The 13774-nt window shown below is 73.0% G+C and carries 13 protein-coding genes; 4 read left to right on the top strand and 9 right to left on the bottom strand.

What is annotated here, in order from left to right; genetic code table 11:
• Positions 1–36: 36 nt before the first annotated feature.
• From M4J07_RS02925 to M4J07_RS02935, 3 genes are all read left to right on the top strand, one after another.
• Positions 37–984 (top strand): LysR family transcriptional regulator, encoded by a 948-nt coding sequence (locus M4J07_RS02925; RefSeq protein WP_255966800.1) that lies wholly within the window; start codon positions 37–39, stop codon positions 982–984.
• A gap of 68 nt (positions 985–1052) precedes the next feature.
• Positions 1053–2510 (top strand): MFS transporter, encoded by a 1458-nt coding sequence (locus M4J07_RS02930; RefSeq protein ID WP_255966802.1) that lies wholly within the window; start codon positions 1053–1055, stop codon positions 2508–2510.
• Between the two features lie 4 nt (positions 2511–2514).
• On the top strand, positions 2515–3132 hold the full coding sequence (locus tag M4J07_RS02935; protein ID WP_255966804.1) for a TetR/AcrR family transcriptional regulator: 618 nt from the start codon (positions 2515–2517) through the stop codon (positions 3130–3132).
• Here M4J07_RS02935 and M4J07_RS02940 read toward each other — a convergent pair.
• The 9 genes from M4J07_RS02940 to M4J07_RS02980 form a co-directional block, all read right to left on the bottom strand.
• On the bottom strand, positions 3120–4997 hold the full coding sequence (locus M4J07_RS02940; protein WP_255966806.1) for a DUF2264 domain-containing protein: 1878 nt from the start codon (positions 4995–4997) through the stop codon (positions 3120–3122). The two genes, M4J07_RS02935 and M4J07_RS02940, sit on opposite strands and share 13 nt — an antisense overlap.
• On the bottom strand, positions 4994–5974 hold the full coding sequence (locus M4J07_RS02945; protein WP_255966960.1) for a hydroxyacid dehydrogenase: 981 nt from the start codon (positions 5972–5974) through the stop codon (positions 4994–4996). Before M4J07_RS02945 ends, M4J07_RS02940 begins: the two co-directional genes overlap by 4 nt.
• A 23-nt stretch (positions 5975–5997) precedes the next feature.
• On the bottom strand, positions 5998–6870 hold the full coding sequence (locus M4J07_RS02950) for a carbohydrate ABC transporter permease (protein ID WP_255966808.1): 873 nt from the start codon (positions 6868–6870) through the stop codon (positions 5998–6000).
• The gene (locus M4J07_RS02955; RefSeq protein ID WP_255966810.1) at positions 6867–7850 is read right to left on the bottom strand and encodes a carbohydrate ABC transporter permease; all 984 of its coding nucleotides are present in this window, start codon (positions 7848–7850) and stop codon (positions 6867–6869) included. Before M4J07_RS02955 ends, M4J07_RS02950 begins: the two co-directional genes overlap by 4 nt.
• 30 nt (positions 7851–7880) lie before the next feature.
• The gene (locus M4J07_RS02960) at positions 7881–9239 is read right to left on the bottom strand and encodes an ABC transporter substrate-binding protein (RefSeq protein WP_255966812.1); all 1359 of its coding nucleotides are present in this window, start codon (positions 9237–9239) and stop codon (positions 7881–7883) included.
• A 103-nt stretch (positions 9240–9342) separates the two neighbouring features.
• Positions 9343–10470 (bottom strand): substrate-binding domain-containing protein, encoded by a 1128-nt coding sequence (locus M4J07_RS02965; RefSeq protein ID WP_255966814.1) that lies wholly within the window; start codon positions 10468–10470, stop codon positions 9343–9345.
• Positions 10471–10556: 86 nt separating this feature from the next.
• Positions 10557–11345: an arylamine N-acetyltransferase family protein gene (locus tag M4J07_RS02970; RefSeq protein WP_255966816.1), complete on the bottom strand. Its 789-nt coding sequence runs from the start codon at positions 11343–11345 to the stop codon at positions 10557–10559.
• A gap of 10 nt (positions 11346–11355) precedes the next feature.
• Positions 11356–12621: a cytochrome P450 family protein gene (locus tag M4J07_RS02975; protein ID WP_255966818.1), complete on the bottom strand. Its 1266-nt coding sequence runs from the start codon at positions 12619–12621 to the stop codon at positions 11356–11358.
• A 62-nt stretch (positions 12622–12683) separates the two neighbouring features.
• On the bottom strand, positions 12684–12941 hold the full coding sequence (locus M4J07_RS02980) for a hypothetical protein (RefSeq protein ID WP_255966820.1): 258 nt from the start codon (positions 12939–12941) through the stop codon (positions 12684–12686).
• An 87-nt stretch (positions 12942–13028) separates the two neighbouring features.
• On the opposite strand from M4J07_RS02980, the gene M4J07_RS02985 reads away from it, so the two are divergent.
• Positions 13029–13772: an MgtC/SapB family protein gene (locus M4J07_RS02985; protein ID WP_255966822.1), complete on the top strand. Its 744-nt coding sequence runs from the start codon at positions 13029–13031 to the stop codon at positions 13770–13772.
• Positions 13773–13774 lie beyond the last annotated feature (2 nt).

Raw genomic sequence — 13774 nt, forward strand, 5'->3', positions numbered from 1 at the left:
GTGAAAAGAAGTGCAGCCACTGTTAACCTCTGCTGCATGCTCGACGTCCGACGCATGCACGTGCTGCGCGCCGTGGTCACCGGTGGATCCATCACCGCCGCCGCGGCCAACCTCGGCTACACGCCCTCCGCCGTGAGCCAGTCCGTGGCCGCCCTGGAGAAACAGGCGGGGACGCCACTGCTCGAACGGGTCGGGCGCGGGGTGCGCCCCACCGAGGCCGGGCGGCTGCTCACCGGGTACGCGGAGACCATCGGCCGGCAGGTCGCCGAGGCGGAGACCGCACTCGCCGACCTGCGCGAGGGCCGCACCGGACAGCTGATCGTGCGCTACTTCCCGACCGCGGGGGCCGCCCTCGTCGCGCCCGCCCTCGCCCGGTTCCGCACCGAGCACCCCGCGATCCGCGTGGACCTCGCCGCGATCGACCCCGACGACCCGCTGACCGAGGTGCGGCAGGGACGGGCCGACATCGCCGTCGTGGTCAGGACCGACGCCGAGCCGCGCCCCGGCCTGCGCTTCCTCGACCTCCTCGACGACCCCTACCGCGCCGTGCTCCCCAAGGGGCACCCGCTCGCCGCCCACCGTGTCCTCGACCTCGCCGACCTCGCCGACCAGCCGTGGATCGGCACCGAAGGACCGGCAGGGCCCTGCCACGAACTCGTCACCGCGGCGTGCGGCGCCGCCGGATTCACCCCGGCCGTCGCCGTCGAGAGCGGCGACTACGCCACGGCGCAGGGCTTCGTCGCGGCCGGCATCGGCGTCGGCCTGATGCCCCTGATGGGCCTCGGCAACCGGCACCCCGACGTCGTCGTGCGCAAGGTCCGCGGCCCCGAACCGGTGCGCCGCGTCTGCGCCGCCGTCCGGGACACCGCACCGACCGGACCCGCCCTGACGGGACTCGTCGCGGCGCTGCGCGCGGCGGCCGGCCACGGAACGCCGGCGACAGGACGGCACGGCATGGTGAATACTGATTCACCACATCGGTGAATGAGAATTCACCGAACCTGGGCAACCTCGGCAGAGGTCCTCCGCCCGCCGTCCCGAGCAGGAGACCCATGGACCCCGCAGCGATACCCGTGCCGCCGCGCCTGCGCGAGCGCCTCACCGTGCCCGTGCTCGCCTTCGGCGGCATCCTCATGGCCGTCATGCAGACCGTCGTCGTCCCGCTCCTGCCCGACCTGCCCCGGCTCACCGGGGCGTCCCCGGCCGCCGTCTCCTGGATGGTCACCGCGACCCTGCTGGCCGGCGCCGTCCTCACCCCCGTGCTCGGCCGGGCCGGCGACATGTACGGCAAGCGACGGGTGCTGCTCGGCGCGCTCGCCCTGATGACCGCGGGCTCCGTGCTCTGCGCGCTGACCTCCGACATCCGGATCCTCATCGCCGCCCGCGCGCTCCAGGGCGCCGCCGCCGCGGTCGTCCCGCTGTCCATCAGCATCCTGCGCGACGAGCTTCCGCCCCACCGCACCGGATCCGCCGTCGCCCTGATGAGCTCCACCGTCGGCATCGGCGCCGGGCTCGGCCTGCCGCTGGCCGCGCTCATCGTGCAGTACGCGAACTGGCACGTCATGTTCTGGGCGACCAGCGCCCTCGGCGCCATCGGCCTGGGCCTCGCCTGGTGGGCGGTGCGTGAATCGCCCGTCCGCTCCCCGGGCCGTTTCGACGCCCTCGGCACGATCGGTCTCGCCGCCGGTCTGGTCTGTCTGCTGCTCGGTGTCTCCCAGGGCGGGCAGTGGGGCTGGGGGAGCGCGTCCGTCGTCGGCCTGTTCGCGGGCGCCGTACTGATCCTCGGCCTGTGGTCCTGGCAGCAGCTGCGCTCCGCCGGGCCGCTGGTGGACCTGCGGCTCGCCGTCGGCCGCCGGGTCGGCCTGCCGCACCTCGCGGCGCTGCTCACCGGATTCGCCTTCTACGCCAACTCGCTCGTCACCGCACAGCTCGTGCAGGCCCCCGTCGCCACCGGATACGGACTCGGCCTGTCGATCGTCGCGACCGGTGTGGTCATGCTGCCCAGCGGCATCATCATGCTGCTCTTCTCCCCGGTCTCCGCCCGCATCTCCACCGCGCGCGGCCCGCGCATCACCCTCGCCGTCGGCGGCGTCGTCCTCGCGCTCGGCTACGCGATCCGCATCGTCGACAGCACCGACCTGTGGGTGATCCTGGTCGGCGCCGCCGTCGTCTCGACCGGCACCACCCTCGCCTACTCGGCGCTGCCCACCCTGATCCTGCGCGCCGTCCCGGCCGGCGCGACCGCCTCCGCGAACGGGGTCAACGTCCTCATGCGCACCATCGGCCAGGCCGTCTCCAGCGCCGCGGTCGCCGCCGTCCTCGTGCACCACACGAGCCTGCTGGGCGGCGCCGAGGTCCCGACGCTGCACGGCTACCAGCTCGCGTTCGCGATGGCGGGTAGCGTCGCCCTGGTGGCCACGGCCGTCGCCCTGGCCGTGCCGTCCGACGCCGGCCGGGAGCGGGCCGGGGCGGGTGCGACGGCCCCGGTGGCCACCGCGAAGGGAGCCTGAGGAGATGAGCACGGCGTACGCGGACGAGCGGGAGCCCGGCACGGGCCGGCGCGACGCCGAGGCGACGAAGGCGGCGATCGTCCGGGCCGCCCGCCACCTGCTCGCCCGGCACGCCCACGGCGACATCACGCTCAAGGCGGTCGCCGACCGGGCCGGCGTCAGCCCGCCGCTCATCCTCAAGTACTTCGGGAACAAGGACGCCCTGTTCTCCGGCGTCATGAACTTCGAGGCCGACGTGGAGGCACTGCTCGACGCGCCCCTCGCCGACCTCGGACCGCACATGGTCCGGTACGTGCTGACCGGCCAGGCCGAGCGCGGCGCCGACCCCATCCTGCGCATCGTGTTCGCCCCGCTGCACGGCGCGCAGGGCGACATCCTGCGCGCCAACTTCCGCGCCCAGGTCAGCGAACGCCTCGGGGCCCGGCTGACCGGCCCCGACGCGGCCCTGCGCGCCGAGCTCGCGGTGGCGATGCTGCTCGGCATCGGCGTGATGTACGGCATCGCCCGCGGCCCGCAGGTGCGGGCCGCGGACATCGAGGACCTGGTGCGCCGCTACGCCCCGGCGGTCCAGGCGCAGCTGGCGGCGGCGTCACCGGGGCAGGCCCCGGCTCAGCCGCACTGAACGCGCAGCTGCTCCCCGAACGTCACGACGGTCTCCGGTCCCTCGGCCCACCGGACCGTCAACTCCCCTTCGGTGACGGACACGTCGGTCACGGCGTCCGCGAGCGCGGCGTCGGCCGGCTCCGCGCTCAGCGAGGCCAGGGCCACGAACACCGCGGTCCCCGTCACCTCCGCCGAGAGCCGCGGCACCCGCACCCACGCCTCGTACGCGGTCCCCTGCGGCGCGCGCACCGCGTCCCGCTCGACCCACCCGTGCAGGCCGACCAGCTCCGAGGCCAGCGCGTCCGACGCCCACCCGGTGAGGGTGACCCGCGCCCCGTGCGGCGCCCCGACGACCCGGTGCACCCGCAGCTCGTGCGCGCCGTGCGCCACGGTCACGCTCTCGACGCGCAGGCCCGGCACCATCGGAGGCCCGGAGGCGAACACGGGGCGGTGCCACGACGCCGCCCAGCCCCAGCCGTCACCGTGGCCCGCGCCCAGCGGGTGGACCCGGCGCCGGACGCTGCCGACCCCGTCGACCTCGACCGAGAGGTGGTTTTCCCGGACGTTCGGCACGGCGGTCGGGCCGGTGTGCGTGGAGTACGCCTGGCGGCCGTACAGCGCGTCCTCCTGCGCGGCGACCTCGCCCTCGTGCGGCCGGACATGGTCACTGCCGTGGTTGTGCAGGCGGACGATCCCGTCGCCTTGCGTCGACTGGATCAGCAGGCCCGGCGCGGGCAGCGCGAGCACCCGGTCGGGGCCCTCGCTCGGCGCGGGTTCCTCCGTCGCCGTCCACAGCGGGTCGCCCTCCGGCGCGAGCAGTGCCACGAACCCCTTCGACGCCCAGTACGGGGACGCAGGTCCCGAGTAGTTCTGCAGCGTCGCCTCGTGCGGGCCGTGCCAGCCCAGGCTCAGCAGTCCGTCGTCGGTGACCGAGCCGCGCTCCAGGAAGTAGCGCAGGTTGCCGCTGATCAGCCGGCGCGAGGTGCCGGGGGAGAGCGGCGTGTGCCCGGTGACCGCGCCGATGCCGACGGCCGCCGACGCCGCGAACCGGTACGTCAGCGAGCGGCCGAAGTGGATCGGCGCCCCGTCCGCGGCGAACAGCAGCGAGAAGCCGTCGAGGTGCTCGCGCAGCCGCGGCCCGAACCGGGCCGAGAGCGCCGCGTCGCCCGACAGGTGCGCGTGCAGCAGCGGATACAGGTGCAGCGCCCACCCGTTGTAGTGGTCGAAGGCCCGCCCGTCGCCGTCCGCGTACCAGCCGTCGCCGCGGTACCAGGTCTCCATGAGGTCGAGCGCCCGGTCGAGGGCGCGCGTCGTCGCCGCGTCGCCCCGGCCCACGGACTCCAGGAAGGACGCCACCATGAACGGGAAGAGGTACCAGTTGTTCGGCGCGGGTACGTGCGTGATCGAGCCGCGCAGCCACTTCTCGGCCCGGTCCTGCACGTCGCCGTCGAGCCGGTCCCACAGCCACGGCCGGGTCAGCATCAGGCCGAGCGCCACCGACGCCGACTCGACCATCGGCTGGCCCTGGACGTGGTGGTCGAGGATGAGCGGCCACGACTCGGCGTCGTCCCGGCCGGGGGTGCGGGTGCCCGCCGTCAGGCCCTGGGCATAGCGCTCCAGCCAGCCGTGCGGGTCCTTGCCGTCGGCGCCCGCGACCCGGAAGCCGGCGGCGAGGAACGTCCGGGCGTAGCCCTCCAGGCCGTCCGAGCGGACACCGGAACCGGACGGCCGGCCCGGCAGGTCGAGCAGGGCGCCACCGGGCGTCGCCCACCGCCAGGCGGAGCCGAGCAGACCGTCGGCGACGGCCTCCCAGTGCGCCCGGGTGTATCCGGTGAACGGGCTCAGCTCCCGGTTCTCTGCGGGAAGTTCGAACGGGATGGTCATGCCAGGAACGCCAGCCTTTCGCGTCGTACGGGATGGGCGAATCCGTCGCCCGCGGCCCACCGGGCCACCTCGCCGACGGCGGTGTCGGCGAGCCTCTCCCACTCGCTGCCCTGCGAACCGGCCAGGTGCGGGGTGATCAGTGCGTTGGGGCAGTCCCACAACGGGTGGTCGGCGGGCAGCACTTCGGGGTCGGTGACGTCCAGGACCGCACGGATGCGGCCCGCGCGGACCACGTCGGTGAGCGCCTCCTGGTCGACGACGGCGCCCCGTGCGGTGTTGATCAGCGTGGCGTCCGGCCGCATCGAGCCGAGCAGCTCCCGGCTGACGAGGCCGCGCGTGGCGGGCAGCAGCGGCGTGTGCACGCTCAGCAGGTCGCTGCGGGTGAACAGGTCGGGCAGCGGGACCCACTCCACGCCCAGGTCGGCTGCTTCCGCGGGGGATACGTACGGGTCGTGCAGCAAGACCTCGAAGTCGAAGGGCCGCAGCAGTTCGACGACCCGGCGGCCGACCATCGACGCCGAGAGGAGGCCCACGGTGCGCCGGTAGTTGCCCACCTCGTGCGACGTGAGCAGCCAGTTGCCGCGCTCCCTGGCCTGCCGGAAGTCGCGGGCCCGCTCCAGGACGTGCTTGCCGTGCAGCAGGAGCATCGCGAGGGTGTACTCGGCGACGGGCAGTGCGTTCGCCGCGGCCGCCGACGACACCTCGACGCCCCGGTCCCAGCAGGCGTCGGTGACGTGCCCGCGCACCGAACCGGCCGCGTGCACCACGGCTTTCAGGCGGGGCGCCGCCGCCAGGACGTCCGCGTCGAGCGACGGACAGCCCCAGCCGGTGACGAGCACCTCGGCGTCGGCCAGCAGTTTCCTGGCGCGCGGTCCGCTCAGGTCGTCGAGCGCGGGCAGTGGCGCCAGGTCGCACACCGCCGCCAGCGCGGTCAGCGACCGCTGGGTGAAGACGGCCTCGGCGGCCTGCGGCGACATGGCCAGCACCACGCGGGGCAGGGTCACTTGACCGCTCCCGCCGTCAGGCCGGACCGCCAGAACCGCTGGAGGAGGACGAACGCGAGAATGAGCGGGAGGACCGCGAGGAGCGAACCCATGATCACCACCGGGTAGTACTCGGGAGAGACGGACGCCTGGCTGTTCCACTGGTACAGGCCGAGGCTGACGGGATAGAGGTCCTGGTTCGACAGCATCACCATCGGCAGGAAGAAGTTGTTCCAGATCGTGGTGAGCTGGAAGAGGAAGACGGTGACCAGGCCGGGGCCCAGCATCCGCAGCGAGACCCGGATGTACGTGGTCAGTTCGCCCGCGCCGTCGACGCGCGCCGCCTCCAGGACCTCGTCGGGCACGTAGCCCTGGCTGAAGATCCGGCCCAGGTACACGCCGAACGGGTTGAACAGCACCGGGACGAACACGGACCAGAAGGTGTTCACGACGCCGGTCTCGGACGCGATCAGGTACAGCGGCAGGGCGAGGACGGTCTGCGGCACCATCACGGCGGCGAGGACGAGCCCGAACAGCTTCTCCTTGTGCCGGAAGTGGTACTTGTCGAAGGCGTAGCCGCAGGCGACGCTGATCAGCGAGCCGAGGGCCGCGCCCAGGACCGCGTACAGCAGGCTGTTGCCGTACCAGCGGCCGTACAGGCCGTCGTCCATCGCGAACAGGTCCTTGAGGTTCTGGACCGGGGAGAAGTCGCTGAAGGACAGGATGCTGCTGCTGAACAGCGCGTCCCGGGACTTGGACGCGGCGAGCACCAGCCACAGCACCGGCAGCAGCGTGTACAGGACGGAGAGCACGACGACCGCGTTGACGGTCGCGCGGCCCAGCATGCGCGGGCGCAGGGGCCTGGTGCCCCTCGACTCGGCGATGGTCATCGGGCGTTCTCCTCGGACGAGTCCACGCGGTTGGTCCAGCGGGTCACGCCGTACGAGACGGCGATCGTGATGATCAGGAGGATCACCGACGCGGCGGCCGCGAGCGAGTAGTTGTTGCGGCTGAAGGCGGCGTCGTAGATGTACATGCTCGGCGAGAACCGGGTGTTGATCATCTGCGACGACTGGTGCAGCAGCATCGGTTCGGTGAACAGCTGGAGCGCCCAGATCAGCGTGAACATCGCGACCATGACGATCGAGGAGCGCACGAGCGGTGCCTTGACCTGCAGTGCGGTGCGCACCGGGCCGGCGCCGTCGACGACGGCCGCCTCCAGGACCTCGCGGGGGACCGCCTGCAGGGCCGCGTAGAAGACCACCATGTTGTAGCCGAGGTTGCTCCACAGGGCGATGTTCACGATCGACGGCAGCGTGGTGTGCAGCCCCAGGAAGTCGACGGTGACGTCGGCCTTGCCGAGGGCCTCGATGACCGGGCTGATGCCGGGTGTGTAGAGGTAGAGCCAGATCAGGGCGGCGATGATGCCGGGCACCGCGTGCGGCAGGAACAGGCCCAACTGGGCCCAGGAGCGCAGTCGCACGACCCCCGAGTCGAGCAGCAGGGCCAGCGCGAGGGAGCCGATCACCATCAGCGGGATGTAGATCAGGCAGTACAGCGCCACCGTGCCGAGCCCGGACAGGAACGTCGGGTCGGTGAGCACGGCGGCGTACGAGCGCAGGCCCACGAAGACCGTGCGCTCCGCGCCGAAGCCGAGGCCAGGCTGGTCGTCGCTGAAGAAGCTCAGCCAGGCCGCCGTCCCGACCGGGATCAGGAAGACCAGCGTGAGGAGGACGAAGAACGGGGCCATCAGGACGCCCGCGGCGCCGTTGCGGCGGCGCTTGGCCGCCCGTTGCGCCTTGCGCCGGGAGACGCCGTCCGCCCGCTGCGGGGTGGTCGCCGCCGAAGGGGCGTGGGCTGTCACGGTCATGGGGTCACCTGCCTTTCGGGGTGCGGGCGGTCATGTGGAGTGCTGGGTGGTGGACAGGCCGAGCGCCTTGAGGTCGGGCATCGTGCCGTCCTGCGCGGCGTGCATGGCGTCGAGGAGCGTGCCGGAGCCGGCCCCGGCACGGGCGAAGGCGTCCTGCATGACGTAGCCGGTGGCGGTCATGCGCGGACCCCACACCCAGCCGTCGCGGATCTTGTGGGCTTCTTCCTCGAAGAGCCGGTAGATGTCCTGGCTGCCGTAGTAGGCGCGGTCGAAGGCGGCGCGGCCCACCTCGACCAGTTCGGTCGCGGCCGGGTACTGGCTGCTCGCGCCGCTGGAGAGCCGCGCCTTGAGGGCGTCGGGGTGGGAGACCTGCCACTCGATGAACTCCATGGCGGCCTCGGGGTGCGTGCTGTCCTTGGTCACCGCGAACGTGGAGCCGCCGTGCGTGCCGAGCGAGGGCCTGTCCGCGGTCCACTGCGGCAGCGGGGCGATCCGCCACTTGCCCTTCTGCTCCGGGCGCGCGTTCATCTGCGCCCCCGCGTCCCAGGCGCCGCTGAGCCGGGTCAGGATCAGCCCGTTGCCGATCTGCGCGTCGTAGACCCGGGCGGTCTGCGAGTTGCAGTACACGAGGTCCTCGTCGATGAGGCGCTGCCAGTACGCGGCGACCTTGCGGGTCGGGGCGTCGGCCATGGACACGTTCCAGGCGCCCTTCGACGTGTCGAACCACTGGGCGCCGGCCTGCCAGCACCAGGAGGCCATCTGCGACATGCCGTCCGTGGGGAACGTGGCGAGCCTGCGGCCGCCGCCGGTGCGGCGCACCTTCCGGGCCAGTTCGGCGTACTCGTCCCAGGTGGTGGGCACGTCGAAGCCGAAGTGGCCGAAGAGGTCCTTGCGGTAGTGCATCACCATCGGCTCGATGTCGAGCGGCACGCTGTACGTGCGGTTCTCGAACGTGGTCTGGCCGAGCGACTGCGGCAGCAGCTTGGCCCGCAGGCCGTCGCCGAGCATCGACGTGATGTCGCGGGCGACGCCGTCGATCGCGAAGCCCGGCAGCTGCGGGTACTCGATGGTGGCGACGTCGGGGGCGTTGCCGGCCCGGGCCGCGTTGCTGAGCTTGAGATAGCCGCCCTGGGTGCCGGAGGGTATCTGCTCGAAGGCGACCTGGATGTGGTCGTGCGTCTTGTTGAAGGCGTCCACGACCTCCTGGCTGCCGCGCAGCGCGGACCAGAACGTGATCGTGGTCGTACCTCTGGTGCCTGACGTGCTGCTGTTGCTCTGCGATGACGCGCTGCCGTTGTCGCTGCAGGCGCCCAGGGCGCCCGTCAGCGGCAGCGCGGTGATCGCGGCGAGGACGGACCGACGGCTCTGACGGCTCGGTCGACCAGGCATGGGCGCCTCCCGCGGCTCCTGCGTGTTCGAGTCACGGGAATACTGATCGGCTGAGCGGACCGGGTCAATAGATCGATCAGAAGAAAATGAATCGATCAAACGCTCATTGCGTTGCCGGAGTTGAGGCGGCGGCCGGCGACTGCGTCGAACCGCGCACCTGCAGCGTCGGCAGCAGCTCCAGACGCCGGGCCGGATCCGCCCCGCCCGCGGGCCCCCGGCCCAGCCGCCGCAGCAGCAGCTCCGCCGCCGCCCGGCCGATCTCGGCCTTCGGCGGCGACACCGCGGTCAGCGGCGTGCTGCCGAGCCCCGCCACCACGTCGTCGTAGGCGATCGCCGAACAGTCCTCCGGGACCCGCACCCCGGCGTCCCGCAGCGACTGCACCAGCATCAGGGCGTCCACGTCGCCGTGCAGCAGCGCTGCGGTCGCCCCCGACCCGGCCAGGAGCGAGGCGAGTTGGATGGGCTGCTCGGCGCTCTCCGCGTCCGGGTCGGGCGCCGCGCCGGGGGCGCTCAGCGCCGTCGCCCAGCCGTCGACGTCCGGGTGCGCCGCCGCGATCTCGGCGAACGCGGCGCGCACGGCGCGCGCCGTGGGACTGTCGTCGCGCGCGGCGAGCACGATCCGGCGGTGCCCCAGGCCCGTGAGGTGCTCGACCGCGAGATGGACGCCGTACCAGTGGTCCGTGCACACCGTGTCCATGGCGTGCAGCGCGCTGCCGCGGCGCGGCCTGCGCTCCATCACCACCGCGGGCACCCCGAGCCGGGACAGCCACGCGTAGTCGGCCTCCTCCGTGGCGCTGCTGCGCCAGCGCGGCGCGATCAGCAGCCCTCGCGCGCCGTCCGCCAACGCCCGCTCCACGATGGGCTGTTCGGTGCCGGGCAGCGGCGGTGCGATGTGCAGCGCGATCCGGATCCCGGCCTCCTCCAGCGCGCTGCGGGCCCCGTGCAGCGCCTCGTAGAGATAGGCGTGCCGCTCGGGCACGACGACCGCGACGGGACCGCCGTCGACCGTCGGTTCGGCGGGCGCGGTGGTCAGGGCCGCCGCGGGCAGCACCGGGCGGGCCACGCCGTGGCCGCGGCGCAGCTTGCCCTCCCTGGCCAGCTCCTCGACGTCACGGCGGAGCGTCACCACCGACACCGCGAGCTCCGCCGCGAGATCGCTCACCCGGGTCGCGCCGCGCGACTGCACCACGGCGAGGATCCGCTGCCGCCTGAGATCGACCGGTTCGCGCATGCTGAGGCCCCCTCGCAACCCGCTGTTCGTTTGAGCGCTTCATTGAACGCTTCGGCGGCAGCATAACCAGCGGGTCGCGGGCGGGGTCAGTCCTTGGCGGTATTCGGTTCGGGCGGGACGTCGTCGAGGACGATGCCGAAGTGCTGGTCGTAGGCGTCGAGCACGGCGGCGTCCGTGGGGAGCTCGATGCGCGTGCGGTCCTCGCCCGTCGTCGTGGTGAGCGTATGACCGCTGAGGGTGATCCGTCCGTCTGCGGTGAGCAGGGAGCAGACCAGGGACCGGGTGAAGTGCGAGTCCGGCGACGTGCGGTGGTACCAGGCGCCCGCCTCGAAGTCCCGCAGCTCCCGCGGCCGTTGGTCCAGCAGGTACTGGGGGTCGCCGTCGCGCAGCACCAGGAGGTCGCCGTCGGCGGCCTCCTCGATCCGGAAGGTGCCGCCGGGGTCGGGCTGGTCACCGCGCTCGTCGAACACCAGCGGGTAGTGGGTGTGCGTGCCGAAGCCGATGTCGGCGAGCAGGTCGGGCCCCTCGGCCGTGCGCACCCGCAGCGCGAGGTGGTCGTACGGGATGCCGAGCAGGCCGTCCTTGCCCGCCACCCGCGCCTGCATCAGCGTCACCTCGTAACCGAGGGCGTGGAGGAGCGCGGCGAACGCCCCGTTCAGTTCGTAGCAGAAGCCGCCGCGGTGCCGGTCCACGAGCTTGGCGACGAGCGCGTCCGCGTCGAGCAGCACCTCCTCGTGCAGATGCACGGAGAGGTTCTCGAACGGCACGGTCCGCAGGTGCGCGAGGTGCAGGGCGCGCAGCGCGTCGGCGGTCGGCGCCGCGGGGCGCTGCGCGCCGATGCGGCGCAGATAGGCGTCGGTCCGCAGGGAATCCATGGGGTAATTGTCACTGATGCCCGACATCGTGCCCCGGTCTGACCGGAAGCTCCCGCACGCTGTTGCCCACGAAACCGGTGTGGGCCGGCAGCTCCTCGTCCGGCACCGCCAGATCCAGGTCGGGGAACCGGGTGAACAGCCGCTCCAGCGCGGTCGTCGCCTCCAGCCGGGCGAGCGGGGCGCCCAGGCAGTAGTGCGCCCCGTGACCCAGCGACAGATGGCGGCCCCGGGCGGGCCGGGTGAGGTCGAAGCGGCCGGCGTCCGGGCCGTGGGCCGCCGGGTCGCGGCCCGCGCCCGAGTAGCCGGCGAGCACGGGGGTGCCGCGCGGGATCACCGCGCCACCGACCGTCAGGTCCCGGGTCGGGTACCGGAACGGGAAGTAGCTCACCGGGCTGTCCCAGCGCAGCGTCTCCTCCACGACGTCCGACCAGGTCGCCCTGCCCGCCGTGACCAGGGCGAGCTGGTCGCGGTGCGTGCACAGGGCGCGCACCGCGTTCGTGATCAGGTTCAGCGTCGTCTCGTGACCGGCTATCACGAACAGGATGAGCGTGCCGATCAGCTCCTCCTGGCCGAGCCGGTCGCCGTCCGCCTCGCGGGCCGCGATCAGGGCGCTGGTCAGATCGTCGCCGGGCGACGCGGCGCGGGCCGCCGCCACCTGGGCGAGCAGCGTCACCATCTCCTTGTTCGCGGCGAGCGCGTCCTCGGGGCTGGTCCGGGTGGACACGACCTGGCTCGACAGGTGGTGCAGCCTGCCTCTGAACTCCTCGTCCACCCCGAACAGTTCGCAGATCACCCGCATCGGCAGCGGCAGTGCGAAGTGCTTGCGCAGCTCTACCACGCCGTCGCCTCCGGCAGCGTGCCGGGCGACGCCGTCCAGCAGCTCGTCGGTGAGCTCCTCGACCCGCGGGCGCAGCTCCTCCACCCGGCGCGCCGTGAACGCCCGGCTCACCAGCGACCGCAGCCGCCGGTGGTCGTCCCCGTCGGCCGTCGTCATCCCGCGCACCGTCGCGAACGTGCGCAGCGGCCACCCCGCCGGTATCCGGTCCTCGGCCAGGGCCGCGAAGTGCCGGGCGTCCTTGGCGACATCGGGATGCCCGAGGAACTCCTTGAGCGCCTCGTGGCCGAGGACGACCATGCCCGGCACCTCACCGGGCAGCACCACGGGCGCCACCGCGCCGCCCGCCAGCAACCGGGCGTTCAGCGCGTGCGGGCAGCCGCCCGCCGGGTCGATGCGGTGCGGCGGACGTGCGGACGGCGCGGGGGAGGGCGTGGTCAACTCGGGCTCCTGGCAGGTCGGTCGGGCGCGGCGGGCACAGGGCGCGGCGAACCGCGGGGCCCCTACGGCGTATCGGGGTCCAGTCCGAGATCGTAGATCCGGTCGAGCAACCACGCCTCGTTCCCCGCGAGACCCGCTTTGAGCAGTGCCTCGTCCGCCTCCGCGATCGGCACGGCGAGGACGGACGCCGTCGCGGGTGGCTCGGTGCCGGAGAGCGCGGCGCGTGCCGTGTGCAGCAGCCGCAGGCAGGCCTGCGCCGCCGCGACCTCGTGATGCTTCGTCTGCTGTCCGTGCCTGTTGGAGTTCCTGGTCCCGTTCATGCCTCCACTCTTGCGCACGGGTCTGACAATCCCTCGCCAATGGGGCGGGACTACGCTGCGCAGGAGCGAGTGGAAGGAGGGATCGACTTGTCGTCGCTCGCACTGCCGCTGTTCGATCCGGCGGCGGGGCAAGGCGTCCGTCAGCTCGCCGAGTTGGGCCTCGCGCTGGTGCTGTCCACGCTGATCGGCGCGGAGCGCGCCGTGCAGCAGAAGAGCGCGGGCCTGCGCACGCACACCCTGGTCGGCGTGGGCAGCGCCCTGTTCATGGAGGTGTCGCAGCACGGCTTCAACTCCGTGCTCGGCATGGACGGCGTCGCCTTCGACCCGTCGCGGGTCGCCGCCCAGATCGTCTCCGGGATCGGCTTCATCGGCGGCGGCCTCATCTTCGTCCGCAGGGACGCCGTACGCGGCCTCACCACCGCCGCGACCGTCTGGCTGACCTGCGCCATCGGCATGGCCTGCGGAGGCGGGCTCCCCCTGCTCGCGATGGCCGCGACCGCCTGCCACTTCCTGGTCGTCCGCGGCTACCCGTGGGTGACGCGCCGCGTCCCGGCACTGACCGCCGAACGCCGCTCGGGCCTGCACCTCGCCTACCAGGTGGGCAACAGCGTGCTGACCCGCGTCCTGGAGGAGTGCACCAGCCGCGGCTTCCGGGTCGTCGAGGTGCGCACCGACCGGACCGAGTGGGAACCCGGTCCCGGCCGGCGCGGCACCCTGGCCGTGCGGATGGAGATCGAGGGCGCGGCCGGCGTCCCCGAACTGGTCGCGGTGCTGGCCGAGGTGGACGGGGTGCTGGACGTGGCGGCCCTGGCGTCGGCCGCCGACGACTGAAC

The sequence above is a fragment of the Streptomyces longispororuber genome (genome assembly GCF_024448165.1).
GTDB lineage: Bacteria > Actinomycetota > Actinomycetes > Streptomycetales > Streptomycetaceae > Streptomyces > Streptomyces longispororuber_A.

What these genes read in the sequence shown, in the direction of transcription:
- M4J07_RS02925 (WP_255966800.1), top strand. Translation starts at nt 37, where the DNA reads ATGCTCGACGTCCGACGCATGCACGTGCTGCGCGCCGTGGTCACCGGT.
- M4J07_RS02930 (WP_255966802.1), top strand. Translation starts at nt 1,053, where the DNA reads ATGGACCCCGCAGCGATACCCGTGCCGCCGCGCCTGCGCGAGCGCCTC.
- M4J07_RS02935 (WP_255966804.1), top strand. Translation starts at nt 2,515, where the DNA reads ATGAGCACGGCGTACGCGGACGAGCGGGAGCCCGGCACGGGCCGGCGC.
- M4J07_RS02940 (WP_255966806.1), bottom strand. Translation starts at nt 4,997, where the DNA reads ATGACCATCCCGTTCGAACTTCCCGCAGAGAACCGGGAGCTGAGCCCG.
- M4J07_RS02945 (WP_255966960.1), bottom strand. Translation starts at nt 5,974, where the DNA reads ATGTCGCCGCAGGCCGCCGAGGCCGTCTTCACCCAGCGGTCGCTGACC.
- M4J07_RS02950 (WP_255966808.1), bottom strand. Translation starts at nt 6,870, where the DNA reads ATGACCATCGCCGAGTCGAGGGGCACCAGGCCCCTGCGCCCGCGCATG.
- M4J07_RS02955 (WP_255966810.1), bottom strand. Translation starts at nt 7,850, where the DNA reads ATGACCGTGACAGCCCACGCCCCTTCGGCGGCGACCACCCCGCAGCGG.
- M4J07_RS02960 (WP_255966812.1), bottom strand. Translation starts at nt 9,239, where the DNA reads ATGCCTGGTCGACCGAGCCGTCAGAGCCGTCGGTCCGTCCTCGCCGCG.
- M4J07_RS02965 (WP_255966814.1), bottom strand. Translation starts at nt 10,470, where the DNA reads ATGCGCGAACCGGTCGATCTCAGGCGGCAGCGGATCCTCGCCGTGGTG.
- M4J07_RS02970 (WP_255966816.1), bottom strand. Translation starts at nt 11,345, where the DNA reads ATGGATTCCCTGCGGACCGACGCCTATCTGCGCCGCATCGGCGCGCAG.
- M4J07_RS02980 (WP_255966820.1), bottom strand. Translation starts at nt 12,941, where the DNA reads ATGAACGGGACCAGGAACTCCAACAGGCACGGACAGCAGACGAAGCAT.